Genomic DNA, 25,294 nt, shown 5'->3' with positions numbered 1-25,294 from the left:
TGACGATCTTCGTGATGTCGCTTTCGGACACATCGACCACCAGTTCGAGCCGGCTGTCGCGGATGATGGTGAAGAGCGGATCACCGCTGCCGTTGGCGATGGCGCCGATGCGGGCGTTGCGCGAGGCGACGGTCCCCGCAACTGGGGTCTTGATGCCGGTACGGGCAAGCTTCAGGTCCGTGTCTGCGATCAGGCTGTCGGTGACCTTGAGGTCGGCTTCGGCCACGGCGATCGCCTGTTCGGCCGAAACCACACGCGCCTTGTTGGCGGCCGCGGCCGCATTGGCCTGCTCGACCGAGGAGGTGGACATCGTACCCTTGGCTCCCATGGCGACGGCGCGCACCCGCTGCAATTCCGCCTCTTCGGCATTGGCGCGCGCCTCGGTCAGCTGCGCACGCAGCTGCGCAAGGCTTGCCTCGCCCTTGGCTCGCGTCGCCGCCATCTGGCTCTTCTGCAGGATGAGGGCATCGTCGTTCAGCGTGGCAAGCGTACTGTTCGCCTCGACCTTGTCGCCGACATCGGCATTGAGCGAGCGGATCGAGAGACCATCCACCTGCGGCTGGATGTAAACATCCTCGACAGCCTTCACCGTGCCGGTCGCAACGACCTTGTCGGTCAGGTGGCGCATCGTGGCTTTGGTGACGACGATCGCTGGCAGGTTCTGCTTCGGCGTCGTGACGGCGGGTTGCTCGGCCAGCGCGGCGGGCACCGCCAGCAGGGAAAGCAGGATGGCGGTCGTGCTCAGAAGTCTAAACGGCGTGGGGGCCATGCGTCCAGTTCCAGTTCAGCGTTTGGTAAAATGGATTTCGCTGTTTTTCCGTCGCGAACACGGGGATCGATGCATGCGTGCCGGCTTCTCCGGCGGATTACTGCATAATTCCTCAAATCGGAATCGATTTAAGGATAAAATTATGCAGCAGATTTAAAGTGTTACAGCGACCTTTGCGCGCCACATGTGGCGCGCGGCGCTGTAATATCCGTCTGTCATGCCTGCAAGTCCCTCATCCTAAAATCGCCCCTGTAGATGGGAGCGCTTTTCAATTCTCGCAAGATCACGAGAAAATGATTTCGCGGGTATTTCTATCCTTCGCAACCTTGCGAAGCAATCACGGCATTGTGATGTCAGCATTCGAATAGTTGATAGCCGAGGGCTTTACCGCCAAGTTTTACTGGAAAGCCAGCCTTTTGTTGCCGCTGTTACAAAATGAAAAAAACGCGCGAGGCCTGAAACCCCGCGCGTTTTAGTCTCTGTAAGTACTTCGAGCTTATTTCAGGGCAGCGTCCGTGATCTCATGCGTAAAGGCGCCGGACGGCTTCTTGTTGATGATCTTCTGGTCGAGCAGGGCTTCGACCGTGCGGTCGTAAAGCTTCGTGTCGAGCTTGCCGCCGCCGATCAGCTTGGCGACTTCGCCCATCATGCGCTTCTGGTGGTTTTCGTCCTGGCCGCCATTGTCCATCACAATCCCGGCGGCTTCATCCGGATGCTCGACGGCATATTTCCAGCCTTTCATCGAGGCGCGGACGAACTTGACCATATCGGCCTTGAACTTCGCATCCTTCAGCTTGGTCTCGTTGACATAGAGGCCGTCTTCCAAAAGGTCGACGCCGAGCTTGGTGTAATTAAAGACGGTCAGGTCTTCCTCCTTGAAACCGGCATCGATTGCCTGCCAGTATTCATTGTAGGTCATGACCGAGATGCAGTCGGCCTGCTTCTGGACGAGCGGCTGCACGTCGAAGCTCTGCTTGAGCACTGTGACGCCGTCCTTGCCGCCATCGGTCTTCAGGCCAATCTTATGCATCCAGGCGAAGAAGGGATATTCGTTGCCGTAGAACCAAACGCCGAGCGTATGTCCCTTGAAATCCTTCTCCGTCTTGACCGGGCCATCCTTGGGGCAGATCAGTTCCAGACCGGATTTCTCGAAGGGCTGGGCGATGTTGACAAGCGGCACGCCCTTCTCGCGGGCAACCAGCGCACCACCCATCCAGTCGACGATAACGTCGGCGCCGCCGCCGGCGATCACTTGTTCCGGTGCGATATCCGGGCCGCCCGGCTTGATGTCGACGTCGAGACCTTCCTCCTTGTAGAAGCCCTTGTCCTTGGCGACGAAATAGCCTCCGAACTGACCCTGGGCCACCCATTTCAGCTGCAAGGTCACCTTGTCGGCGGCCATCGCGGCTTGTGTGGCAGCCAGCGTCATCGTGCTTGCCATCAATGCGAACATCAGTTTTTTCATGTTCTTACCCTTTTTCCCTCTGAAGTTATGCCTTGATCCCTTGAGGAGACCCCGGATTACGCCTGTCCACCGCGGATAGACGGATGCCAGAACGTCACCATTCTCTCGACAATGGCGACGATACCGTAGAAAACGGAGCCTGCAACCGCGGCAATCGCGATCTCGGCCCAGACCATGTCGAGGTTCAGCCGACCATTTTCGGTCGAGATGCGGAAGCCCATGCCCGACATGGGGGTGCCGAAGAACTCCGCCACGATGGCACCGATCAGGGCCAAGGTCGAGTTGATCTTCAGCGCATTGAAAATAAAGGGAGCGGCGGCCGGCAGGCGCAGCTTGAGCAACGTCTGCCAATAGCTCGATGCATAGGTGCGCATCAGGTCACGCTCCATGTTGCCGGCGGCAGTAAGGCCCGCCACCGTGTTCACCAGCATCGGGAAGAAGGTCATGACGACGACGACGGCGGCCTTCGATTGCCAATCGAAGCCGAACCACATGACCATGATCGGCGCAACGCCGATGATCGGCAGAGCGGAGACCAGATTGCCGATTGGCAACAGGCCGCGGCGCAGGAAGGCGAAGCGATCGGCGAGGATGGCGACGACGAAGCCGCTGGAGCAACCGATGATGTAGCCGATCAGAACCGATCGGAAGATCGTCTGCTGAACATCCGTCCAAAGGATCGAGATGGAGCTGGCAATCCGTGCGCCGATGGCGCTCGGCGGTGGCAGCAGGATGAAAGGAATACCGGCTCCGCGCGTTATCGCTTCCCAGATGATGATGATCCAGACGCCGAAGATCACGGGGATCAGCAAGCGTAGCGTATAGCCGTCGGCGGTCGATTTTACGCGGATGGCTGACAGGATGGAAACGCAACGCCAGGCAAGCAGCCATGCCGCGGCGAGGAGGATAAAGAACGACGCAGCCGCATTGCCTTCATTGCCTGATATTCCCGCCAGCAACAGCCAGGCGGCCGCGTGCGCGGCAAAGAAGAGGATCGCCGCGCAGAGGGTTGCGGACAGGTTCATGAAGGAAATGGTGGCCGCGGCGGCAATGAGAATGAAAATGACGAAGGTGGTGCCGCTACTGAACGGCGTGGGGGTATCGGCGGCGAGCAGCGGCAGCACCGGGAGGGCCGCAAGGCAGAGAAGGAGGGAGAGCGTGCCCTGCCACGATGAATGAAAATTCCTCATGCCGCCCGACCTCCCATGGCGCGATCGACGATACGCGCCGCGATGCTGACGACGGCAATCAACGCAGCCGCCAGGATCGAGCCGGCGACGAGCGTCGCCCATATATCGATCGTCAGGCTTTGGTAGGAGCCTGCGAGGAGCTTGGCACCGATGCCGGCGACCGCGCCCGTCGGCAGTTCGCCAACGATCGTGCCGGTGAGGCTCGCGGCGATTGCGACTTTCATGGAGGTGAAGAGAAAGGGGATCGAGGCGGGCACGCGCAGTTTCCAGAAGGTCTGCATGGCGCTGGCATTGTAGGTGCGCATCAGGTCGAGATGCATGACCTCCGGCGATCGCAATCCCTTGACCATGCCGACGGCGACGGGGAAGAAGGAGAGATAGGTCGAGACCAGCGCCTTGGGAATAAGGCCGGTAACGCCGATCGAACCCAGCACGACAACGACCATCGGCGCGATGGCGAGGATCGGTATGGTCTGCGAAGCGATGATCCACGGCATCAGGCTGCGGTCCAGAGCCACGACATGCACGATGCCGACCGCGATCAGGATGCCGAGAACCGTGCCGAAGGCGAAGCCGACAGCGGTCGAGGACAGGGTGACCCAGGCATTGTAGACGAGGCTGCGGCTGCTGGTGGGAGCGCGAAGGAAGGTGTTTTCGAAGACGTTCTGCGCCACCTGGTGCGGCGCGGGCAGGATCGGCTTCGGCTGCGACAGCGTCTTGCCGATGAATTCCATCGTCGTCGGATTGAGGTTGCCTCGCCGGTCGAGATCGCGCTGGAACGGCGCGTTGAGGATGACCGCGAAAACGTACCAGAGAACCAGGATTGCCAGGACGATGGTCGTGACCGGCAGGAACTTGTGCTTGAAGAACCGTTCTCTTTCCATGGTCATGCTCTCCCTTGCGCGGGAAACAGCATCAAGACCATGGCGAGGATGCCGAGGCCGACACCGGCAAGCTGTTGCAGGCTCAGCCGCTCGCCGAAAACGATGAATGCGATGACGTTGACGACCACGAGCTGGGCGATGGAGGAGGCGGAGATCGCCAGGCCAAGCCCGCCCTCGCGCATCAGCCTCACCATCATCAGATTGCCGATGCAATAGAGGATGAGCGCCAGGATCAGCACAAGAACGTTGTTATTGATGACATAGGCGCGTGAGGCGGTGGCACCGCTGATGAAGATCGCCATGGCGCCGGTAAGCCAGAGGAGGAATTGCGGGTTCATGATGCCCCTCCCGTTGCAGCAAAGCCCCTAATCCGGTCTGCTGGCCACCTTCTCCCCGTCAGGACGGGGAGAAGGCGATAGTAGCGCCCACAGTCTTCCCACCAGCGAGTGAGATTGACGGTCGTGTCGAGGTCGTTCCCTCTCCCCGTGCACGGGAAGTGAGCTAGGGTGAGGGGCCGCCATGCGACGGAGCTATCCATCATCCTATTCCTCATAGCTATGACCCGCTCTCAGGCCTTCGCGGACGCGATGGGCGATCTCGAGGAATTCCGGCGTTTCGCGAATGCCGAGCGGGCGTTCGAGCGGCAATGTGGATTCGATGACATCCGTGACGCGGCCCGGACGCGGCGACATGACCACGATCTTGGTGGAGAGATAGACCGCTTCCGGGATGGAGTGCGTGACGAAGCATATGGTCTTGTTCGTCCGCTTCCAGAGCTTCAGCAGCTGTTCGTTGAGATGGTCGCGAACGATTTCGTCAAGCGCGCCGAAAGGCTCGTCCATCAGCAGGAGGTCGGCATCAAAAGCCAGAGCGCGGGCGATGGAGGCGCGCTGCTGCATGCCGCCGGAAAGCTGCCAGGGGAATTTCTTCTCGAAGCCGCTGAGATTGACGAGCTCCAGGGTCTGAGCGATGCGCTTTGCCTGCTCTTGGCCATCGTAGCCCATGATTTCGAGCGGCAGCGCGATGTTCTTCTCGATCGTGCGCCAGGGATAGAGGGCGGCTGCCTGAAAGACATAGCCGTAGGCGCGGGCTTTGCGGGCTTCCTCCGGCGACATGCCGTTGACGCTGATATCGCCTGAACTCTTCCGTTCGAGATCGGCGATGACGCGTAGGAAGGTGGTCTTGCCACAGCCGGAGGGGCCGATGAAAGAGACGAAATCACCCTTGCGGACGTCGAGATCGACATTGCTCAGCGCATGCACCGGCCCGTCATTCGTATCGTAGGTGAGACAGAGATTCCGCGCGGAGACGACGGAGGAAGCGGATGACGTCATTAACACCTACCAGTCCTGATTTCGCCGCATGGATGAGGCGGATTGCGTGTTATCCTGCTTGGCATTGCTGCAGCTTTAAGAGGCGAGGGCGCCTCGTGGCTGCTGGATCCGGGAGAGCAATGCCATGAGTCTGTCATCGAAGCCCACCTGCCGTATCGTGCGGCCGGGCAGCGCCTATGCCGGAAAACAGGGCCTCAGCTATTTCGAAGGGATTGCCGCCGAGACAGTGGGCTCGACGGGGATCTGCATGCATCTCCTGACGATACCGCCGGGCGGCCGCGCCAAGGCGCATCTTCACGCCTCGCACGAGACGGCGATCTATGCGATTTCCGGCGAGACGCATTGTTGGTTCGGCGATGAGCTGGAAGAACACGTCATCGTTCGCGAAGGCGAGATGTTCTACATTCCGGCCGGCGTCCCGCATCTTCCAGCGAACCTCAGCGACCGGCCGGCGACAGCGGTCATCGCCCGCACCGATCCGAATGAGCAGGAAAGCGTGGTCCTGCTGCCGGATCTGGAGCGGTATGTGCTGCGCTAGAGCCGTTTCGCTTTTCTTCGAATCGCGAAAATGCTCTATTTCTTTGTTTTTACGCAATCCCGGACGGAAAACCGCTACGCACTTTTCCTGGAATTGCTCTAGGCGGCCGATGAACCGAAGCGCCGTGCCCAAGCGTCATACCCCGCTTGCGGGAATGCCGCTGCGCTGGACCTTGCGCGGCGCGGTGACCTCTTTCCAGGTCGAAAGCGCCCGGTTGACGGCGGTGAAGGGGTCGCGCCTGACGAACTCGCCATGGCCCTCCTTCGTCTTCACCGTGCCTTCCTCGACGGCGACGACGCCCCGCGTCAGCGTATAGCGCGGCAGGCCCGTGACTTCCTTGCCCTCGAAGACATTGTAGTCGATCGCCGACTGCTGGGTCTTGGCGGCGATGGTTTTCGAGCGCTTCGGATCCCAGACGACGATATCGGCATCGGCGCCTACGAGGATCGCGCCTTTCTTCGGATAGACGTTGAGGATCTTGGCGATGTTGGTGGAGGTGACGGCGACGAATTCGTTCATCGTCAGGCGGCCGGTGTTGACGCCATGGGTCCAGAGCATCGGCAGGCGATCCTCAAGGCCGCCGGTGCCGTTCGGGATCTTGGTGAAGTCGTTAAGGCCGAAGCGTTTCTGCTCGGTCGTAAACGCGCAGTGGTCGGTGGCGACCACCTGCAGCGAGCCGGAGGCAAGACCGGCCCAGAGGCTATTCTGATGCTGCTTGCTGCGGAACGGCGGCGACATGACGCGGCGGGCGGCATGATCCCAATCGGCATTGGCATATTCGCTTTCGTCGAGCGTCAGGTGCTGGATCAGCGGTTCGCCATAGACGCGCATGCCCTTCTGCCGGGCACGGCGGATGGCTTCATGCGCCTGCTCGCAGGAAGTATGGACGATATAGACGGGCGAGCCCGCCATGTCGGCGATCATGATGGCGCGGTTCGTCGCCTCGCCCTCGACTTCGGCGGGACGGGAATAGGCATGCGCTTCCGGGCCGTTATTGCCTTCGGCGAGCAGCTTTGCCTGCATCTGCGCGACGACGTCGCCGTTTTCGGCATGCACAAGCGGCAGAGCCCCAAGCTCGGCGCAGCGCTGGAAGGAGGAGAACATCTCGTCGTCATCCACCATCAGCGCGCCCTTATAGGCCATGAAATGCTTGAAGGTGTTGATGCCCTTGTCGCGGACGATGGCTTCCATCTCGTTGAAGACCTGTTCGCCCCACCAGGTGATCGCCATGTGGAAGGAGTAGTCGCAGTTCGCCCGCGTCGACTTATTGTCCCACATGGTCAGAGCTTCGAGCAGCGACTGGCCGGGCGAGGGCAGTGCAAAATCCACCACCATCGTCGTGCCGCCGGCGAGAGCCGCGCGCGTGCCGCTCTCGAAATCGTCGGAGGAATAGGTGCCCATGAACGGCATTTCGAGATGCGTATGAGGATCGATGCCGCCGGGCATGACGTAGCAGCCGGAAGCATCCAGCACTTCGCCGCCCGAAAGATTCTGCCCGATTTCGACGATCTTGCCGCCTTCGACCTTGATATCCGCCTTATAAGTCAGGTCGGCCGTGACGACGGTTCCACCCTTGATGACTGTGCTCATGGTATTTGTTCCCTGTTTTTGAGACCTGGGCATCCGTGGCGCGCCCTCATCCGACCCTTCGGGCCACCTTCTCCCCGAGGGGAGAAGGAGAGGTGTGGCGAACCTTCGGGCCAAGCAATTTCCGACTGTGCTGGTGGTTTGTTGTGAAAGACGGCGGTGCGGCAAACCTTCCCTTCTCCCCTCGGGGGGAAGGTGCCCGCCCTTCGATCAACTCAGGGGCGGATGAGGGGGATGGCTGGGCGCGAGCAATGATCAAGCCACGATCTCCGCCGTTTCGACGACTGCATGGAACAGCACGTCCGCGCCGGCGGTTGCCCATTCCTTGGAGATTTCTTCGGCCTCGTTGTGCGAAAGGCCGCCGACGCAAGGGCACATGACCATCGTGGTGGGGGCGACCTTGGCGGCCCAACAGGCGTCGTGGCCCGCGCCGGAGATGAGGTTCATGTGGCTGTAGCCGAGCCTCTCGGCGGCGTTGCGCACGGAGGTGACGAGTTTCGGATCGAAGGTCACCGGCTCGAAATGGCCGATGGCTTCCACCGAGCAGCCGACGCCGAGAGCGTCGCAGATCTCTTTCCCTTCAGCTTCGATCCTGGCGCGCATGCGATCGAGCTTTTCCTTGTCGGGCGTGCGGATATCGACGGTGAAGACCACCTTGCCGGGCAGGACGTTGCGCGAGTTCGGCGAGAAGAAGACCTGGCCGACGCCGCCGACGGCGCCCGGCTGGCTTTCCATCGCCACACTCTGCACCATCTCGACGATCCGCGACATGGCAAGGCCGGCATTGACGCGCAGGTTCATCGGCGTCGAGCCGGTATGCGCTTCCTTGCCGGTCAGCGTGAATTCCAGCCACCACAAGCCCTGACAGTGCGTGACGACGCCGATGGTCTTGTCCTCTGCTTCGAGGATCGGGCCTTGTTCGATATGATATTCGAAATAGGCGTGCATCTTGCGGGCGCCGACTTCTTCCTCGCCGAGCCAGCCGATGCGCTTCAGCTCTTCGCCATAGGTCTTGCCGTCCGGGTCCTTGCGGCCATAGGCGAATTCCAGCGAATGCACGCCGGCGAAGACGCCGGAGGCGAGCATGGCGGGCGCAAAGCGCGCGCCTTCTTCGTTCGCCCAGTTGGTGACCACGATCGGGTGCTTGGTCTTGATGCCGAGGTCGTTCATCGTGCGGACGACTTCAAGTGCTGCGAGCACGCCGAGGACGCCGTCATATTTGCCGCCGGTCGGCTGGGTATCGAGATGCGAGCCGACATAGACCGGCAGCGCGTTCGGATCGGTGCCGGCGCGGGTCGCGAACATCGTGCCCATCATGTCGACGCCGACGGTCAGGCCGGCCTTGTCGCACCAAGTCTTGAAAAGGCTGCGTCCCTCGGCATCGGCATCGGTTAGGGTTTGGCGATTGTTGCCGCCGGCAATGCCGGGGCCGATCTTCGCCATGTCCATCAGCGTATCCCAAAGGCGATCGCCATTGATACGCATGTTTTCTCCCGGCGCTGCCACCATGATGCAATCCTCACCTGTTTATCCCGGGGCATGCAAGGCGCATGCCCGATTGTTCCCGTTGGTCTATCCAGAGCGTTGTCTTGTTTTTCTCGCCCGGAAAATCGCCAGTTGCCTTTAAGAAACATCTGACGGATAATTTGACCGATTGGTAAACATTACAACTTCCGTGGCGCGGCTCAAGACGAAAAGCACGAAAATTTCCGATAAAATTTCAGGCGATTGCCTAGATCCGGCGCATCGACAGGGTGAATAGGGTGCGGCCGAAAGGCTTGGATTTCAAGGAGAAACAGAGCAGATATGGCCATCCCCAGAGCCGCCAAGACACAGCGCCGCACCCGTATCCAGGAAGAGAAAGAGGAAATCATACTGGAAGCCGCGCTGGACGTGTTTTCCGTCAGCGGTTTTCGTGGCTCGACCATTGATCAGATTGCCGAAGTCGCCGGCATGTCGAAGCCCAATCTGCTTTATTATTTCCGCACCAAGGAGGCCATGCACCGCGCGCTGATCGACCGGGTGCTGTTTACCTGGCTGGAACCGCTGCGCGCCTTTGACGCCAATGGCGATCCGGAAAGCGAGATCCGCTCCTATATCCGCCGCAAACTCGAAATGGCCCGCGATTTCCCACGCGAAAGCCGGCTGTTCGCCAATGAGATGCTGCAGGGAGCGCCACATGTGGAGGACGAGCTGCGCGGGCCGCTGAAGGCTCTCGTCGACGAGAAGGTGGAAGTTATCCGCGCCTGGGCAAAGGCCGGCAAGATCGCCAAATGCGATCCCTATCACCTGATTTTCTCGATCTGGTCGACCACACAGCACTATGCGGATTTCGACGTTCAGGTGCGCGCCGTGCTAGGCGAGGAGCATTCGGGCGAGGGGCGCTTCGAGGATGCTGCCCGCTATCTGGAGCAGCTTTTCGTCGACGGGCTTCGCATTCGGGCACCGCGCGCTTAGAGTGCCGCATGTCTAGAATGGCGCTTATTTTATTGAACTTTTCAAGTCCTTCGAATTTTTCTCGCGTTAATAGTGTATTGGAAATCGGCGCTCTATACGGTTGAGCATCGCACAGATGTTGATTTTAGTCGGTCATTGGCCTATGAAAAAGATATGGATCAAGACGGATGTTGCTTTTCGTTTTGTGAATGAAACGACCTATCATCCAGTATGTACCGTCGAAATTCATACGCCGGATGGTGTGATTTCGGTGATGGCTGAGCCCCAGATAGTTGGAAACGCGCTCTATCTTCGCGGATTCCATATCCAGGGTGAGAATATTTCGATGAATGATCTTGGCGCGCATCGGCTCAGAAATCTGGCGGAAATCGCCATGGAGGAAATGGAGTGTCATGAACTCGTCGTTGAAGGAGCGGTTCGAACGACTGGGGCCGGTCGAGGACGTAAGCCGCGGCCAATCCGGTTCACCCGTCGCCATATCCCTGCATTTTGACCAGCCCGTGAAAAGTTTCCGATCCATCTCTGCGGTCCGTGCCTTGGTGAAAGGCGGAATGTCCATGCTGGCGGCAAAGAAGGCGATCGAGCGGGCGATGGAGAAGGGGCAAGCGACCATGCTCGTCCCCCACGTCGAAAATCGAGCCGATCTCGCACGCGAATTGGAGGAGACCGGTCTCGTCGTCAAGGCGGTCGCCTTCCGTCCGATCGACGTCAGGGACATTCGCCGAAAGCTCGGTTTGACGCAGGAGCAGTTCGCGCTTCGCTATGGTATCGATCTGGAGACGCTTCGCAATTGGGAGCAGGGCAAACGTTCGCTGGATAAAACAGCGCAAAGCTATCTGCGTGCCATAGAGCGGATGCCGGAAGAAATCCAGGCCGCTCAAGAAGATAACATTCTCAAGTTTTGATGATGGACATACCCGCCCGGCAGCGCCGGACGGGTATGCTTCTCGTATCTACGCTCTTACTCAGCCGCCTGCCGCGCCATCGGATTGTTGGGATGGGTCGTCCAGTTGGCGTAGTTCGGGTCGACGACCTTGCCGGTGCGCTTGTCAAGCGCGCCGGCCGGCAGCTCTTCCATGGTGATGCAGTTCTCGACGGGGCAGACGCTGACGCAGAGATTGCAGCCGACGCATTCCTCGTCCAAAACCTCGAAGCGCCTGACGCCATCGACGAAGTTGGTGATCGCCTGGTGCGAGGTATCCTCGCAGGCGATGTGACAGCGGCCGCACTTGATGCAGGCATCCTGGTCGATCTTCGCCTTGGCGATGTAGTTGAGGTTGAGATACTGCCAGTCGGAGACATTCGGCACGGCGCGGGCGATGATATCGTCCAGAGTGCGGTGCCCCTTCTCGTCCATCCAGTCGGAAAGGCCCGTGATCATCTCCTCGACGATCTTGAAGCCATAGGTCATCGCTGCGGTGCAGACCTGTACGTTGCCGGCGCCGAGCACGAGGAATTCCGCCGCGTCGCGCCAGGTGGTAATGCCGCCGATGCCTGATATTGGCAGGCCATAGGTATCGGGATCGCGCGCGATCTCGGCCACCATGTTGAGCGCGATCGGCTTGACCGCCGGACCACAATAGCCGCCATGGCTGCCCTTGCCGCCGACCGTCGGGTTCGGGGCGAAGTTGTCGAGATCGACCGACACGATCGAGTTGATCGTGTTGATCAGCGAGACAGCATCAGTGCCGCCGGCCTTGGCGGCGCGGGCGGGCTTGCGGATGTCAGTGATATTCGGCGTCAGCTTGGTGATGACGGGCATGCGCGTGTACTGCTTGCACCAGCGCACGACCATTTCGATATATTCGGGCACCTGTCCGACAGCGGAGCCCATGCCGCGCTCGGACATGCCGTGCGGACAGCCGAAATTGAGCTCGATACCATCGGCTTCCGTTTCCTCGACCAGCGGCAGGATGGCTTTCCAGGCCTGTTCCTCGCAGGGCACCATGATCGAGGCGATCAAGGCGCGATCCGGCCAGTTCTTCTTCACCTGCTTCATTTCGCGCAGGTTGGTATAGAGGTCGCGGTCGGTGATCAGCTCGATATTGTTGAGACCGAGCAGGCGGCGGTCGGCGCCCCAGATCGCGCCGTAGCGCGGGCCGTTGACGTTGACGACGGGCGGGCCTTCCTCGCCGAGCGTTTTCCAGACCACGCCGCCCCAGCCTGCCTTGAAGGCGCGCTCGACGTTGTAGGCCTTGTCGGTCGGCGGCGCGGAGGCCAGCCAGAACGGGTTCGGGGATTTGATGCCAACGAAGTTATTGCGGAGATCAGCCATGTCGGTTCTCCTTTCAGGCGACTGCGGCGGCCGGCTTCACGGAGCCAAGCGCACGGTTGATGGATTCGGCCGCGTCGCGACCCTGCGCTACGGCCGAGACCGTCAGGTCATCGCCGCCGAGCACGCAGTCGCCGCCAGCCCATACGCCTTCGATCGAGGTCCGGCCCTCGCTGTCGATGGCGATGCGGCCGGCTTCCATGCGCAAGGCGCCGATGCCCGAGGCCTCGAATGTCTGGCCGATCGCCTTGAAGATCTGGTCGGCGGCAATGACGCCGACGTCACCGGTGCCGGTGAGCTTGCCGTCGCGCAGTTCGGTATATTCGACCTCGATGCCGGCGACCTTGCCATCCTTGTCGAGGATGCGCTTCGGGGCCAGCCAATGGCGGATGATGACGCCCTTGGAGGCGGCCAGATCCTGCTCGAACTCCGAGGCGTTCATGTGCTCCTTGCCGCGGCGGTAGCAGATCGTTACCTCTTCGGCGCCGAGCAGTTTGGCCTGTACCGCGGCGTCGATCGCGGTCATGCCGCCGCCGAGGACGACGACGCGCCGGCCGATGGCGATATCGGCCTTGTCGCCCGCCTGGCGAAGCTCGGCGATATAGGCGACGGCGTCCGCGACGCCATCGAGATCCTCGCCTTCGGCGCGCAGAGCGTTGACGCCGGCAAGGCCGAGGCCGAGGAAGACGGCGTCATATTGCTGGGAGAGGTCCGAGAGGCTGAAATCGCGGCCAAGCGCCTGGCCGTTCTTCACCTCGATGCCGCCGATGGCGAGCACATAATCGACTTCCTTTTGGGCGAAGTCGTCGACCGCCTTGTAGGTGGCGATGCCGTATTCGTTGAGGCCGCCGGCCTTTTCGCGGGCGTCGAAAATGGTGACGTCATGGCCCTTGACGGCGAGACGGTGGGCGCAGGCAAGCCCTGCCGGGCCGGCGCCGATGACGGCGATCTTCTTGCCGGTGGATTCGGCACGCGAATAGAACTGCTTGTTCTCCGCCATCGCCGTGTCGGTCGCGTAGCGCTGCAGCCGGCCGATCTCGACGGGGCGCTCTTCGGCAGTGTTGCGCACGCAAGCCTGCTCGCAGAGCTGTTCGGTGGGACAGACGCGGGCGCACATGCCGCCGAGAATGTTCTGATCGAAGATCGTCTTGGCCGAGCCGATCGGATTACCCGTCGAGATCTGGCGGATGAACATCGGAATGTCGATGGAGGTGGGACAGGCCGTCATGCACGGCGCGTCGTAGCAGAAATAACAGCGGTCGGATGCGACCAGCGCCTCATGCTTGGTGAGGCGCGGGTGAAGATCGGAAAAGTTTGCATCATATTCGGCGGGCGTGAGCCTGCCTTTATGAATCCCAGTTTCCAGTCGTCCCATTGAAGTTCCCTCTTATAGTAAACGGCTAGTACTGAAACGGTAACTCAGGTTAAAAAATTTATCAAACGGTAAAATTTTGCCCTCGCACGGATCGCCAAACTTGCCCTGAACCGTGCGAGAAAGCGTGAGGCTCCGATCGATCGTGATCGTTCAACCCGATGCTTTCGCTGGCTTTTATTTGGCTGGCGGGAAAAGGAATTCCGATGGGGCAGTCATCCCCTATGACAGCGGGACGTCGGCCGAAGCGCGCCCGTCGCCTTTGGCGTTAGGGAGAATATGAAGAATGGGTGAATTTTTTCGCGGCGGCATGGAACCAAGGGTCCGCAGCGTCGTTATGACGGTATCCTGACGATGATCGCATCTCCTGATGCACGCCCAATAACATCTCAGGATTATACTCACGGTCCCCTCCCGATGAGTGCAAAGCAGCCAGTGCGCCGCCCTCGCACTGGCTGTTTTCCGTTGTCTCCTTGCGTGATTTCAAAGTGTTACGGCGCCCTTGGCATGTCTTGAAAGACACGCGGCGCCTCAGCGGCGTCTCAGAATCTCGTATTCCGTCTCAGGAATGGTCAGGCGATAGCCGATGCTGCCGTCCGTGACGGCGAAGTCGGCGCGGCCGTTCATCGAGGTCGGCACGACGCGCTCGAGCACGGTGCGACTGAAGCTGTTATCTTCGAATTCATGATCGGATGGGGTATAGAAGTGCTCCGACCAAGCTACCTCGATTGCCTTCCTGCCGTCGAGTTCGGCCTCCTTGCAATTCAACGTGATGCTGGTGGCACCCGTCGAAATGGCGCCGTGCGAGGCTGAGTTGACGATCAATTCATGCAGCGCCAGTCCCAGGTGCACCGCGGCGTTAGGGGTCAGATGGGCATTGATGCCATAGATCGGCATCGGCACGCCGGCATCGGGCCAGTAAGGAGCGAACTGCTTTTCCGCGAGTTCGAACAGATATGCACCGCGCCAGCTCGAATCCGTGATGAGATCCTGGGAATTCGAGAGAGATTGCAGGCGGCCGCGGAACTTGATGAGGAAATTATCGACGGAAAGCGTGTGGCGCGCGGTCTGCGTAGCAATGCCCTGAATGATCGCCAGCAGGTTCTTGGAACGATGCGACAGTTCGCGCAGCAGCGATTTCAGAACCTTTTCGCGATGGCGGCTCTCGGTGATTTCGGAAATGACTGAAAGCACGCCTTGCGGCTTTCGTCCGCCGATGCGCTCCATCTTCAGCTCGTAGACGCGAACGCCGTCGCCGCTTGCCATCTCAACCTCGGCGGTTGCTGACTTGCCGCTTTCGAGCACGCCTCGCTTCAGGCGCAAAAGATGTTCGCCGTCCTTTTCGCCGAACAGATGCGAGTCGTTGCCTCCGACGACCAAGGACTGCTGCAGCTGGTCCGGCAGGTTGTCGGCTAAACGGATCGCTAGATTCACGTCCTGAAACAGGATCGACACGTTGGCGCTCGCAAGCGCCCGCTCCATCAGAGCCGCTTTGCCTTCCAAACTCAAAGGTGCGCCGGGTAATGGTTCAGACCTATTCACCGGCTTGCCTTTCACTCGTATTTTGAGAAGCCCGCCGATAGAGCATCCTCATTCCCAAGAACTTGAACCGACCTATTAAATCGCGCTGCATAACAGTCGGTAAACCGGCCGGTTTGAACGCCAACGTCCGGCCGTTATCTTTGTTCCGCTGCGGAGGGGGCAGTTCGCTCAGGCAGCCACCTTTGTGGTTTCGTTGAAGAAAAGGGCCTGGCTGATCAGCGCCTTCACCATGTCGGGATTGAAAGGCTTGGTGACAAGGAAGGTGGGCTCCGGCCGCTCGCCCGTCAGCAGCCGCTCCGGGAATGCGGTGATGAAGATCACCGGTATGTTGGCGGTCTTGAGAATGTCGTTGACGGCGTCGATACCCGAACTGCCGTCCGCAAGCTGGATGTCGGCAAGCACCATCTTCGGCTTTGTCGCATTGTAGAGAGCGACGGCTTCGGCGTGCGTGCGGGCAATGCCGGTGACGCGATGCCCCAGGCTTTCCACCATCTGCTCGATATCCATCGCGATCAGCGGCTCGTCCTCGATGATCATGATATCCGTCGCCACCTGGCGCGAGATTTCCTGGGAGGCCGTGTCGAGAAGATGCATGGCTTCGCTTTCCGAGACGTCGAGGATATCGGCGATCTCACCGAGGCGGAAATTTTCGACGGAGGCAAGCAGGAACGCCTGGCGGGCAAGCGGAGACACCTTAGAAAGGTTCACAGAGGCGCGCTGTTCCCAGGCAAAGGGCGACATTGGCTCGGGAATCTGAAGTGTCACGGAACCGAACAGCTTCGTGAACAGTTTATAGAGTGCAACACGGTCGCTGTCCGTGTCCGGAAAGATGGAGATGTCAGCGATGATGGCTTCCAAAACCGCAGCAACATAGGCGTCCCCCGACGTCTGCGTTCCGGTCAAAGCACGTGAATAACGCCGCAAATACGGAAGATGCGGCGCAATGCGTGTTGAAAGTGTCATCAATGGCTCCCGCCTTTTATCAAATTCTAATTAAATACAGCGCGCACGCTGCAATGACTAATAAACGTCAGTTGAGTAAAAAAGTTCCTCTTTGATGGAACTTTTTTTAGGCAGTCGCATTACAATGCTTACAATCGGTGGGCCTCATCCTTTACGATTCGTTAGGCAACACGTTTGAATGAGGTCAATGGTCTCCTGACGGGGGAGGCAAAGGGTGCGCTTATCCATGAACGCGAGACAATTGAGAAGCGAGCGGGCTATAATGACTATCCAAAATCACGAGGACGCAGACAAGAAGACATCAGACCTGCGCGCGATGGATATCCTCGACCCCAACAATCAAATCGGCAACCGGCTGCGCTCGTTCTATGCTGCTGCGCAGGACGAAGCCATTCCCGATCGCTTCCTCGATCTGCTCGAGAAGCTCGATCAGGCCGAACGCCTGGCTTCCGCAAAGGTCTCCGAATAGGAGGTGGGTTTGATGGAAACGCAATCGAGCTTCAAGCGCGAACTCCTCGCGGCCCTTCCGAGCCTGCGCGCCTTCGCCATTTCCCTGACCGGCCGCCACGATCGCGCCGACGATCTTGTCCAGGACACGATCATGAAGGCATGGGCCAAGCAGGATCATTTCGAGATGGGCACGAATATGAAGGCCTGGCTCTTCACCATCCTGCGAAACGAGCTCTACAGCCAGATGCGCAAGAGCGGTCGCGAGGTGCAGGACACCGATGGCGTGTTTACCGAATCCATGGCAACCCACCCCTCTCAATATGGGGCGGTCGACCTGCAGGATTTTCGGAAGGCGCTGGATCAGCTGCCGCCGGATCAGCGTGAAGCCATCATCCTGGTGGGTGCTTCCGGATTCTCCTATGAGGAAGCCGCCGAAATTTGCGGCTGCGCGGTCGGCACCATCAAGAGCCGCGTCAACCGTGCTCGCCAGCGCCTGCAGGAATTGCTGGATATTTCCGGCGAGGCGGATTTCGGTCCGGATGCCACATCCGCGCCGCTGACCTCCAAGGCATTCGCCTTCTGACGATAAACCCGGTCTCTCGACCGGGTTTCTTCTGTTGAAGTCTATTTATACATGGATATTTGCGCTCACCTTGCCGAGCGGGCGCGTATGACGGCCCGATTTCTCCTTAAGCGCGCCGGTAGGCGGTGAACACTGGTGGATCAATCGTCGTCGTCGCTCGTGGCGAAGAGATTGCCGAATACCAGGGCCGCTGCAACGGCCGCGGTCAACAGCGGCTGCTTGCGCACGAGGCCGAGGGCTGCTGCCGCCATCGACTCCATTGCCAGCCGGCGCTCGCGGGCCCGGCGCTGCTCCTGCTGGTTGATGATGGCCATGATGACGAGGACAATCAGCCCGAGCAGCAATGCGCCTGCGGCTATCAGCAGCGCCGAGACGGCCGCGCCGTAGATCGTCGCAAGCCAGATGGCTGCCGAGATCAACGCGAAGGCATAGGCTGTCAGCAACAGGAGAACCGCGATGGCGATGAAAATACCGTTGCGCTTGGTCCGCGCAACGGTGCGGTTGAAGGTGCCCGACAGAAGCAGGCCAAGGATCGGAGCGATCATCCCGCCACCCTAGCGGCGAGACAGGAGCAGGGCGACGGCAAGGCCGAAAGCAGCCGCCGCGCCGATGGTGGCGACGGGATGCTGACGCACGGTTCTGCGCATTTCGCGCGAGCCCCTTGCATAGCCGCGCTGAAGATCCCGCAGCAGTTCCTCGCCACGGACCGTCAGATCATCGAAACCGGACTCTGCGCTGGCGCGCAGTTTCCTGCTCTGTTTTGTACCGCTCTCACTGATGAGCTTGGCGAATGCTGCAACTTCCTCGCGCAGCGATTCGATCTGCTCCTCAATGCTTGCCTCGACATCCTGCAGGCTGCCGCCATTGCGCTTGCCGCGTACCGAATGGAGAATGGATGTAGCCATGTTCAGCTCCCTTTCGCTTTGCTTGGGCGCCCTGAAGGACACCTGTTGTTCGCGATGATCGGAGGTCATCCGTCGGACCGACCGATCAAGCGTTCGAAACATTGATTTCGATCGCGTAGTTTCAACGCGCGGATGCAACAAAAAGTTCCAGAATGCGCGATGGAAGCAGGTCAGTCGATCAGCGCACTGTGGGCGAGAACGAAGGGGGCGTTGTCGGCGGGAACGCGGTTGACGCGCAGGTTGCAGCCGAAGACGTCCCGGAGATGCCGGTCGGTCAGCACGTCCTTGACGACGCCCTCGGCCTGCAGGCGGCCGTTCTTGAGCAGAAGCATCCGGTCGGCGAAGAGCGCAGTCAGGTTGAGATCGTGCATCACGGCGATGACGCCGCCGCCACGCCGGCAGAACTGCCGGGCCAGCGTCATGATGGTGAGCTGGTGACTGATATCGAGGCTGGAGACCGGCTCGTCGAGAAGCAGCCAGCAGGGCTTGCCGTCGATGACGGGTTCCGGGATCTGGCAGAGTACGCGGGCGAGCTGCACGCGCTGCTGTTCGCCGCCGGAAAGCTCCTGATAGAGGCGTCCTTCGAAACCGGCAAGATCGACGGCGGCAAGGGCCTCAGCAGCCGTACGGTCGGCCTGTTCCGGATGACGGTTGCGCCCGCTGGTAAGCCCCATGCGAACGATCTCGCGGACGGTGAAGGGGAAGGAGATGGAGCTCGCCTGCGGCAGGACGCCCCGCGTTTCTGCGAGCTGCCAGGCTGCCAGCTTGCCGATTTCGGCACCGTTCATCTGCACCGAGCCGTAATAGGCCAGTTCGCCGGAGATCGCTTTCATCGTGGTGGTCTTGCCGGAGCCGTTAGGGCCGCAGATCGCCGTCAGCGTTCCGGCCTCGGCCGTGAAGGATATGTCCTGCACGACGGCCTTGCCGGAGAGCCGGACGCTCAGATTGGAAACATCGATCATTCTGGGCTCACAGGCTGAGGCGCGAGCGCTGCCGCAGCAGCATCCACAGGAAGAAGGGACCGCCGACTCCGGCCGTCAGGATGCCGATCGGCAATTCCGCCGGGGAGACCATGGTGCGCGCCACCACATCGGCAACGATCAGTAATGCGCCGCCCAGCAGCGCGGACGCCGGCAGGAGGAAGCGGTGATCAGGCCCGATGGCCATGCGCAGGATGTGCGGCACCACGATACCGACAAAGCCGATGCCGCCGCTGACGGCGACGGAGGCGCCGACCGCCGCCGCCACGCTGACTATCGCGATATTCTTCAGCCGTTGCACTGATATCCCCATGTGGAAGGCGGCAGCCTCGCCGAGCGTCAGTGCGTTCAAGCCGCGTGCCATGAAGGGAAGCGGCAGGAGGGAAAGGAGGATGATTGGCCCAGCACCGCTGACCTTGCTCCAGGTCGAGCCCGCCAGCGATCCCATGCTCCAGAAGGTGAGGTCGCGCAATTGCCGGTCGTCGGCCATGTAGATGAGGATTCCGGTTGCCGCGAGAGCGAGAGAACCGAGGGCAATGCCCGCAAGCAGCATGGTCGCGATGGATGTCTGTCCCTGCCGGGTTGCGACCTTATAGAGCAGCATGGTCGTCACCAGGCCGCCGATGAAAGCCGCGAGGGGCAGGGCGAAGATGCCGAAGAAATGCGCGACCGGAGCAAGCACGCCACCGCCGAGGACGATCATGGATACGGCGCCGAGGCTGGAGCCGGCGGATACGCCGATCAGACCCGGATCGGCCAGCGGGTTGCGGAAGAGACCCTGCATGACCGCGCCCGATACCGCCAATCCGCCGCCGATCAGGAAGCCGAGAATGGCGCGGGGCAGGCGGATGTCGAAAATGACGATACGGTCGCGATTGCTGAGCGCGCTTTCCGCGCCGGCGCCAAGCATGCCTGTCATGACGTCGACGACCGAAGCATTCGAGGCGCCCGTCGTGATGGAGAAAAGAAATGCAGCAGCGGAAACCAGAACAAGGCCGGCGATGACCAGGATCGCAAGTGCGGTGCGATCCCCCTCGCGACGGCGTGCCGTGGTTTGCGACATCTGCTTCAATCCTGCCATGGCATCGTTGAATGCCACGTCAGCCTCCGTAGATCGCGGCGTTCAGCTCGCGAATGGCGCTCGCGGTGCGCGGCCCGAAGCCGAGCAGGTGCAGGCCGTCCATGCGAACGATCGCCTTGTGACTGGCGGCAGGCGTCAGTGAAATGGCCGGCTGCTTGAGCAGGTCCTCGTTCGATATCGACAGCGGCCCCTCGCGATCCATGATGAGGATGACGTCGGGCTTGGCTTCGATGATCGCTTCATCCGTCACCGATTTGTAGCCGGAAAAGCCGCTGATCGCATTGACGGCGCCGGTGAGCTTGATGATGCCATCGGCGGCGGTGTCGCTGCCCGATGCGAGAATCTTGCCGTTCTGGTTGCTGAGCACGAAGAGCACGCGCTTGCGCTCGGCCTCCGGACGCTTGGCGGATTCGGCGATTGCCGCATCGAGATCGGCTGCAACCTTGGCTTCCAGCGCCTTCGCCTTTTCCGGCACGCCGAGCAACGCGCCGACGGTCTCTATCTTCTTCAGGATGCCGTCGCGGTCATAGTGCTGCGGCACGGTTTCGAAGGGCAGGCTGGCGTTGCGCAGCACGGCCAGTGCTTCCGGTGGGCCGGAACCCTCGACGGCGATGATGGCTGTGGGATTAACGGCCAGGATTCCTTCCGGAGACAAAGCGCGCATATAGCCGACATCGGGAAGCTTGGTTGCTTCCTTCGGATAGAGGCTGGTGGAATCACGAGCGATGAGCCGCTTTTCCTCACCGAGCGCATAGACGATCTCGGTGACATCGCCGCCGATGGAAACGAGGCGTGAGGTATCCAGCTTGGACGTTTCGGCCGCATGCGCATGGCGCACGAGGCTGCCGAAGCCGGCGATCGGATTGGCCGGCGCGAGCGGCAGTGCCATCACCACCATGGTCAGGACGACTTCCCATGGCCTGATGCGCTTGAAGTTCCTAAACATCGTCATGAACCATTCCTCATGCGGCGACGCTGGTGCCGGCCCTTGTCAGGCTTTCGACGATGGCGCGCCAATCAGGGCGCTCATCGAAGCCTTCCTTCCGCTTGCCGAAGAACTGGATGATCATCTCGCCCCTGGCATTATAGGCTTCGAGCGAGGTGACATGGCCGTCCTTGGTCGGCTTGCGCACGGCCCAAGCCTCGGCGATGTGATCCATCCGCAAATGCAGATGGAAGGTCGGGTCCATGACATTGATCCATGGCCCCATGGTCTGCACATTGTGGATCGGGCCGGAATGGATCTGCACGGTGCCCTCGTTGGCGACGAAGCACATGATCGGCAGGCCCTCGCGCACGCAGGCGTGCAGCATCTCGGCGACGGCACCGGCGTCCAGCTTCCATGCATAATCATCGCCAACGGTGCGGATTGCTTCCTGGCGGCCGATCTTGAGTTTCTTCAGCATGCCGAAGAATTCGTGCGTGTCGGTCATGCGGCTCCAATGGTCGCGCAATTCGTCACGGCTGACGTCGCCATCCGTCGCGCCATTGTCATAGCCCGAGTGATCTTCGGCGAATTCCTGCGACTGGTCTTCGATGCGCAGTTCCGCGACCATGGCGTGATAGGCATCGACATTCGAGTCGGGGCGCAGATGCACCTTGTGGACGGCGTCGCCGGCCTTGTCGAAGAACTGCAAGCTCAGCTTTTTTTGATCGCCATCGGTCTTGGTCACAGCGAAGCCATGCACCCAGCGCTTCGGGAAGATGCGCAGGTCGATATTTTCGCCCAGCACGATGGCCGCCTGCGCGCCGAACTTCATGTTTTCATAGACGCCGATCTTCTCGTGCACGGCGCTTTCGTTGCGCGACAGCGCCATGATCTCGCCGAGCGAGGCAATCCTCTCCAGAAAGCGATCGACATCAGCCTCGATGCGGATGGCTGAAATGCCGACTTCGGCCGCAACCAGAGCGGCTTCGGAAATATCGAGGCGGGCAGCGATATCGCGCTCGCGCATCTTCGGGTTTTCGGCGCGGAAGGCGCGGATTTCGGCGGGGGTCGGTCGGGTCGTCTCAGTCATCTGATATGCCTATTTGTTGAGTATGAGTTTGCCTTGGCGCGTAATCTTCATGCGGTAGATGACGCCCTCGTGCTTGATCATGATTTCGGTCTGGCCCCGGAAAATATCCGTGCTCTCGACAATTCTTACCTGCGGTGCGGCCGTGCATTGTACCGGCGGCGTTGGGGTCTTCTCAGCAATCATCCTGTTCAGTTTGCCTGAAAATTCATCGGGGGCCGAACCCTTGTTCGGCCAAATTTAACTTGACTCTCATAGTCATGGTTTCATAAAGACGCAATAGGAGACTGATAAAGTCAAGTTTAAAAATTTCGACGCTACACGCCAAGGCCGTTGGCTGGGAAGGCATGCGTCAAAACATATTCAGGAGGCATGCCGATGCTGACGAAAACGATCCTGGCGCTCGCTATTTCGGGGCTGTTTGCCGCGGCATCCTCTCTTCCCGCCTTCGCCCAGGATGCGAATGCGGCAGCGGCTGCCGCTCACAAGCTCGACGTCGAACTCAATGCGCTGGCGCCGTCGCAGAAGGGGTGCATGATGACCTTCGTCGCCGAAAACGACATGGCGACGCCGATCAGCAAGATTTCCTTCGAACTCGCCTTTTTCAACGACAAGAACGCGGTCGACCGTGTCACCGTTCTCGATTTCCGCGACCTGCCGCTCGGCAAGAAACGCGTGCGGCAATTCGATATGCCCGGCGTGAAGTGCGAGACCGTATCGCGCATCATCATCAATGATACGCCGGTCTGTGACGGCCCGGCGGCCGGCGAATGCAAGGCGGCGCTGACGACCCGTTCGCAGATATCAGTTCCCTTCGAGGGTTGAAGCCATGGCGACGCGCTCGGTCAAGGTTTCCGTGGGGCGCCGCGCCAACGGCGGCTTGAATGACAACTATCCGAGCGTACTGCCGGGCCACGAACTGACCGGCCTCGACGGTGCGCCACGACCGCCGGCCGGCGAAGCGGTCGCGCATTACAGCCGATTTACTGAGATCAGTTCCTTTCCGGATCACCCAGGTGAAGCCGCGCCAGTCGAGACGGCGGAGCACCTGCCGATGGACGCGCTGCCCGAAAGGCCGCGCGAGGTTGTTGCTGGGCGCAGGACATCGCTTCTTTTCTCCGGAATGGGTTCCTGCCTGTTCCATGCGGTGATCGTTGCTGTGTTGCTGGTGACCTTCGTCGCGACGCCGGAAGAGGCGCAGGAAGAGGCGGGCGACACTGTTAGCGTCATCATGATCGGCAATTCCGATGCGGATCAGATGGCTGCCGGCGAGGAGATACCGCAGACCAAACCTGAACAGGTGATGGCCGAAGCCGTGCAGCCGCAGACGGTTCAGCCGACCGAGGTAACGCCGGAAGAGACCCAGCCGCCGCAGCCGGATGTCGTTCAGCCACAGGAAGTCGAGACACAGCAGGCGCAAACGGCCGAACCCGTCGCGCCTGTCGAGCAGACTCAACCCACGGCAATTGCACCGGAGCAGCCGCAGATATTGGCGACGCAGACACCGGCCGAGACGACGGTCATTCAGCCGGCCGAACCGGTGCAGCCCATGGAGACCGAGGTCGTCGAAGCCAAGCCAATCGAGCCGCCGGCGGCAATAGCAACGCCCGTGGAAAAGCCGAAACCGGTCGAGAAGCCCAAGGAAGTCAAGAGGCCGGTCGCCAAGGTCGCCAAGGCGAAGTCGGGGTCACGAGGGGAGAGCCGGGAGGATACCAAGCGAGGGTCCGCCGATGGTACCGAGACGGCACAATCCGACACAAATTCGCAAGTGAATGCTCGCCGCACGGGTTCAGGTGATGCTGCTGTCGCGAACTATAAAGGCAAAGTGCAATCCCGTATTCGGCGCTATGTTCAACGGGTCTCCTCGAAATATGAAAAGGGCCTGACACTCGTTATAAATTTGACGATAGGTTCTGGTGGCGAACTCCGGTCTCTTTCCCTGACGCGCAGTTCCGGAGACTCGGCGTTGGATCAAGCCGTGATGGAGCAGATCCGGAACGCGGCGCCATTTCCGCCGCTGCCTTCGGAATGGGACAGGCCGACCTGGCCGTTCATACAAGCGGTTCAGGTCGGAGGACGCTAGCCATCGGATCGGTGTCACAATAAAATATGATGAAAATTATCAACTTTATACTTTACTGCAAAAATCAAGTTTAATAAGGTCGCGTCGCGCTCGATGGAATCGAGCACATAAGAGCAACCAGCAAACGGGTGACGCATGGCGCGTAAGGGGAAGAAGGCTTCTGGTCGCGCGAGCCGCGAAACGCAGGCGGCGCAGCAGCCTTCCGGGAAAACCGGTCTCGATGGGCGCAGCTTCCTCTATGTGGGCGGCCGCGATTGCCAGGTGGCGCATTTGCGCCAGATCGCCAGCAGCTTCGGCGCCGAGCTGATCCATCATGATGGCGGCCTGCGCGAGGCGGTATCGCGGATCGATACCGTGCTGCCATCGGTCGACTGTGTCTTCTGCCCGATCGATTGCATCAGCCACGACGCCTGCCTGCGCGTGAAGACAGGCTGCAAGAAGTTCGGCAAGGCCTTCATCCCCTTGCGCAATGGCAGCAAGTCGAGCCTCGAGCGGGCGCTGCAGACCATGAATGAACGAGATGCTTCCCGATGATCGATAATGGCCCTGACGGGTTTATGCTGATCGGCCTGCACAAGCTGGCCGCACGGAATGGCGATGGGCTCGTGCCCGAACTCTATGACTTGCTGATGCGCCGCGCCGAAGAGCAGCAGTGTGCCGCCAATATAACCGCCTTCCCGTCCTGGAAGACGCGGCTGCCGGGAGAGGCGCCGGATCAGCCCCTCGATGCCGCGAGCCGCGACGGCGCAAATGTCGTTGCCTTTGCACCTGACGTGGATAAGATTGTCGCGCGTCGTAAGAAGGTCTGATCGTCGAACGAGGTT

General features: G+C 60.4%; 29 protein-coding genes. 10 read left to right on the top strand and 19 right to left on the bottom strand.

Annotation, left to right across the window (positions count from 1 at the left end):
• The 6 genes from ACPYOP_RS24380 to ACPYOP_RS24355 all read right to left on the bottom strand — a co-directional run.
• A partial coding sequence (locus tag ACPYOP_RS24380) for an efflux RND transporter periplasmic adaptor subunit (protein ID WP_481412853.1) occupies window positions 1–769 on the bottom strand: 769 nt, incomplete at its 3' end.
• 496 nt (window positions 770–1,265) lie between these two features.
• A complete protein-coding gene (locus tag ACPYOP_RS24375) occupies window positions 1,266–2,234 on the bottom strand; it encodes an ABC transporter substrate-binding protein (protein ID WP_481412852.1) in 969 nt (322 codons plus the stop codon).
• 56 nt (window positions 2,235–2,290) lie between these two features.
• Window positions 2,291–3,424: an ABC transporter permease gene (locus ACPYOP_RS24370; RefSeq protein WP_481412851.1), complete on the bottom strand. Its 1,134-nt coding sequence runs from the start codon at window positions 3,422–3,424 to the stop codon at window positions 2,291–2,293.
• Window positions 3,421–4,308: an ABC transporter permease gene (locus tag ACPYOP_RS24365; RefSeq protein ID WP_481412850.1), complete on the bottom strand. Its 888-nt coding sequence runs from the start codon at window positions 4,306–4,308 to the stop codon at window positions 3,421–3,423. The genes ACPYOP_RS24370 and ACPYOP_RS24365 overlap by 4 nt, the downstream gene beginning before the upstream one ends.
• Window positions 4,309–4,310: 2 nt before the next feature.
• Complete coding sequence (locus tag ACPYOP_RS24360) at window positions 4,311–4,646, bottom strand: hypothetical protein (protein WP_481412849.1); 336 nt, start codon at window positions 4,644–4,646, stop codon at window positions 4,311–4,313.
• Between the two features lie 204 nt (window positions 4,647–4,850).
• Window positions 4,851–5,642, bottom strand: coding sequence for an ABC transporter ATP-binding protein (locus tag ACPYOP_RS24355; RefSeq protein WP_481412848.1), 792 nt, complete (start codon window positions 5,640–5,642; stop codon window positions 4,851–4,853).
• A 124-nt stretch (window positions 5,643–5,766) separates the two neighbouring features.
• On the opposite strand from ACPYOP_RS24355, the gene ACPYOP_RS24350 reads away from it, so the two are divergent.
• Window positions 5,767–6,180, top strand: a complete 414-nt coding sequence (locus tag ACPYOP_RS24350; RefSeq protein WP_481412847.1) for a cupin domain-containing protein — start codon at window positions 5,767–5,769, stop codon at window positions 6,178–6,180.
• Window positions 6,181–6,315: 135 nt separating this feature from the next.
• Here ACPYOP_RS24350 and hydA read toward each other — a convergent pair whose 3' ends face one another.
• Entirely contained in the window at window positions 6,316–7,770 is a 1,455-nt protein-coding gene (gene hydA / locus ACPYOP_RS24345) for a dihydropyrimidinase (RefSeq protein WP_481412846.1), read from the bottom strand.
• A 252-nt stretch (window positions 7,771–8,022) separates the two neighbouring features.
• A complete protein-coding gene (locus tag ACPYOP_RS24340) occupies window positions 8,023–9,276 on the bottom strand; it encodes a Zn-dependent hydrolase (RefSeq protein WP_481412845.1) in 1,254 nt (417 codons plus the stop codon).
• A gap of 297 nt (window positions 9,277–9,573) precedes the next feature.
• On the opposite strand from ACPYOP_RS24340, the gene ACPYOP_RS24335 reads away from it, so the two are divergent.
• The 3 genes from ACPYOP_RS24335 (at window position 9,574) to ACPYOP_RS24325 (ending at window position 11,129) form a co-directional block, all read left to right on the top strand.
• Complete coding sequence (locus tag ACPYOP_RS24335; RefSeq protein WP_481412844.1) at window positions 9,574–10,224, top strand: TetR family transcriptional regulator C-terminal domain-containing protein; 651 nt, start codon at window positions 9,574–9,576, stop codon at window positions 10,222–10,224.
• A gap of 115 nt (window positions 10,225–10,339) precedes the next feature.
• Window positions 10,340–10,717, top strand: a complete 378-nt coding sequence (locus tag ACPYOP_RS24330; protein ID WP_481412843.1) for a hypothetical protein — start codon at window positions 10,340–10,342, stop codon at window positions 10,715–10,717.
• Between the two features lie 64 nt (window positions 10,718–10,781).
• The gene (locus ACPYOP_RS24325; RefSeq protein WP_481412842.1) at window positions 10,782–11,129 is read left to right on the top strand and encodes a helix-turn-helix domain-containing protein; all 348 of its coding nucleotides are present in this window, start codon (window positions 10,782–10,784) and stop codon (window positions 11,127–11,129) included.
• Window positions 11,130–11,185: 56 nt separating this feature from the next.
• Here the strand turns inward: ACPYOP_RS24325 and preA are convergent, their stop codons facing one another.
• The 4 genes from preA to ACPYOP_RS24305 all read right to left on the bottom strand — a co-directional run bounded on the left by preA (window position 11,186) and on the right by ACPYOP_RS24305 (window position 16,373).
• On the bottom strand, window positions 11,186–12,499 hold the full coding sequence (gene preA, locus ACPYOP_RS24320; protein ID WP_481412841.1) for an NAD-dependent dihydropyrimidine dehydrogenase subunit PreA: 1,314 nt from the start codon (window positions 12,497–12,499) through the stop codon (window positions 11,186–11,188).
• Between the two features lie 13 nt (window positions 12,500–12,512).
• Entirely contained in the window at window positions 12,513–13,871 is a 1,359-nt protein-coding gene (locus ACPYOP_RS24315; protein ID WP_481412840.1) for an NAD(P)-dependent oxidoreductase, read from the bottom strand.
• Between the two features lie 528 nt (window positions 13,872–14,399).
• Entirely contained in the window at window positions 14,400–15,350 is a 951-nt protein-coding gene (locus ACPYOP_RS24310) for a sensor histidine kinase (RefSeq protein WP_481412855.1), read from the bottom strand.
• Window positions 15,351–15,578: 228 nt separating this feature from the next.
• The gene (locus ACPYOP_RS24305; RefSeq protein WP_481412839.1) at window positions 15,579–16,373 is read right to left on the bottom strand and encodes a response regulator; all 795 of its coding nucleotides are present in this window, start codon (window positions 16,371–16,373) and stop codon (window positions 15,579–15,581) included.
• Window positions 16,374–16,635: 262 nt separating this feature from the next.
• Here ACPYOP_RS24305 and ACPYOP_RS24300 point away from each other — a divergent pair, with 262 nt between their 5' ends.
• Together ACPYOP_RS24300 and ACPYOP_RS24295 are read left to right on the top strand one after the other, a co-directional pair.
• Window positions 16,636–16,842 (top strand): NepR family anti-sigma factor, encoded by a 207-nt coding sequence (locus ACPYOP_RS24300; protein WP_481412838.1) that lies wholly within the window; start codon window positions 16,636–16,638, stop codon window positions 16,840–16,842.
• Between the two features lie 12 nt (window positions 16,843–16,854).
• Window positions 16,855–17,406 carry an RNA polymerase sigma factor gene (locus ACPYOP_RS24295; RefSeq protein WP_112503680.1) on the top strand — a complete coding sequence of 184 codons (552 nt, stop codon included), beginning with the start codon at window positions 16,855–16,857 and terminating at the stop codon, window positions 17,404–17,406.
• 140 nt (window positions 17,407–17,546) lie between these two features.
• On the opposite strand, the gene ACPYOP_RS24290 is transcribed toward ACPYOP_RS24295, so the two are convergent.
• The 7 genes from ACPYOP_RS24290 to hemP form a co-directional block, all read right to left on the bottom strand.
• Window positions 17,547–17,951: a hypothetical protein gene (locus ACPYOP_RS24290; RefSeq protein ID WP_481412837.1), complete on the bottom strand. Its 405-nt coding sequence runs from the start codon at window positions 17,949–17,951 to the stop codon at window positions 17,547–17,549.
• Window positions 17,952–17,960: 9 nt separating this feature from the next.
• Entirely contained in the window at window positions 17,961–18,311 is a 351-nt protein-coding gene (locus ACPYOP_RS24285) for a glycine zipper domain-containing protein (RefSeq protein ID WP_481412836.1), read from the bottom strand.
• A 170-nt stretch (window positions 18,312–18,481) separates the two neighbouring features.
• Entirely contained in the window at window positions 18,482–19,273 is a 792-nt protein-coding gene (locus ACPYOP_RS24280; RefSeq protein WP_481412835.1) for a heme ABC transporter ATP-binding protein, read from the bottom strand.
• Window positions 19,274–19,280: 7 nt separating this feature from the next.
• On the bottom strand, window positions 19,281–20,372 hold the full coding sequence (locus tag ACPYOP_RS24275; protein WP_481412854.1) for a FecCD family ABC transporter permease: 1,092 nt from the start codon (window positions 20,370–20,372) through the stop codon (window positions 19,281–19,283).
• Window positions 20,373–20,391: 19 nt separating this feature from the next.
• Window positions 20,392–21,324, bottom strand: coding sequence for a heme/hemin ABC transporter substrate-binding protein (locus ACPYOP_RS24270; RefSeq protein ID WP_481412834.1), 933 nt, complete (start codon window positions 21,322–21,324; stop codon window positions 20,392–20,394).
• Window positions 21,325–21,334: 10 nt separating this feature from the next.
• Window positions 21,335–22,390, bottom strand: coding sequence for a hemin-degrading factor (locus tag ACPYOP_RS24265; protein ID WP_481412833.1), 1,056 nt, complete (start codon window positions 22,388–22,390; stop codon window positions 21,335–21,337).
• 9 nt (window positions 22,391–22,399) lie between these two features.
• Window positions 22,400–22,573, bottom strand: coding sequence for a hemin uptake protein HemP (hemP, locus tag ACPYOP_RS24260; protein ID WP_047629363.1), 174 nt, complete (start codon window positions 22,571–22,573; stop codon window positions 22,400–22,402).
• A 192-nt stretch (window positions 22,574–22,765) separates the two neighbouring features.
• Here hemP and ACPYOP_RS24255 point away from each other — a divergent pair, with 192 nt between their 5' ends.
• The 4 genes from ACPYOP_RS24255 to ACPYOP_RS24240 all read left to right on the top strand — a co-directional run bounded on the left by ACPYOP_RS24255 (window position 22,766) and on the right by ACPYOP_RS24240 (window position 25,279).
• Window positions 22,766–23,212, top strand: a complete 447-nt coding sequence (locus ACPYOP_RS24255) for a hypothetical protein (protein WP_481412832.1) — start codon at window positions 22,766–22,768, stop codon at window positions 23,210–23,212.
• Window positions 23,213–23,216: 4 nt separating this feature from the next.
• On the top strand, window positions 23,217–24,470 hold the full coding sequence (locus ACPYOP_RS24250; protein ID WP_481412831.1) for a cell envelope integrity TolA family protein: 1,254 nt from the start codon (window positions 23,217–23,219) through the stop codon (window positions 24,468–24,470).
• A 135-nt stretch (window positions 24,471–24,605) separates the two neighbouring features.
• Window positions 24,606–25,004: a DUF2325 domain-containing protein gene (locus tag ACPYOP_RS24245; RefSeq protein ID WP_481412830.1), complete on the top strand. Its 399-nt coding sequence runs from the start codon at window positions 24,606–24,608 to the stop codon at window positions 25,002–25,004.
• The gene (locus ACPYOP_RS24240) at window positions 25,001–25,279 is read left to right on the top strand and encodes a hypothetical protein (protein ID WP_481412829.1); all 279 of its coding nucleotides are present in this window, start codon (window positions 25,001–25,003) and stop codon (window positions 25,277–25,279) included. Before ACPYOP_RS24245 ends, ACPYOP_RS24240 begins: the two co-directional genes overlap by 4 nt.
• Window positions 25,280–25,294 lie beyond the last annotated feature (15 nt).

It is taken from the genome of Rhizobium sp. KNZ2-6A (assembly GCF_056755475.1).
This window is presented reverse-complemented; position numbering and strand designations above follow the sequence as displayed.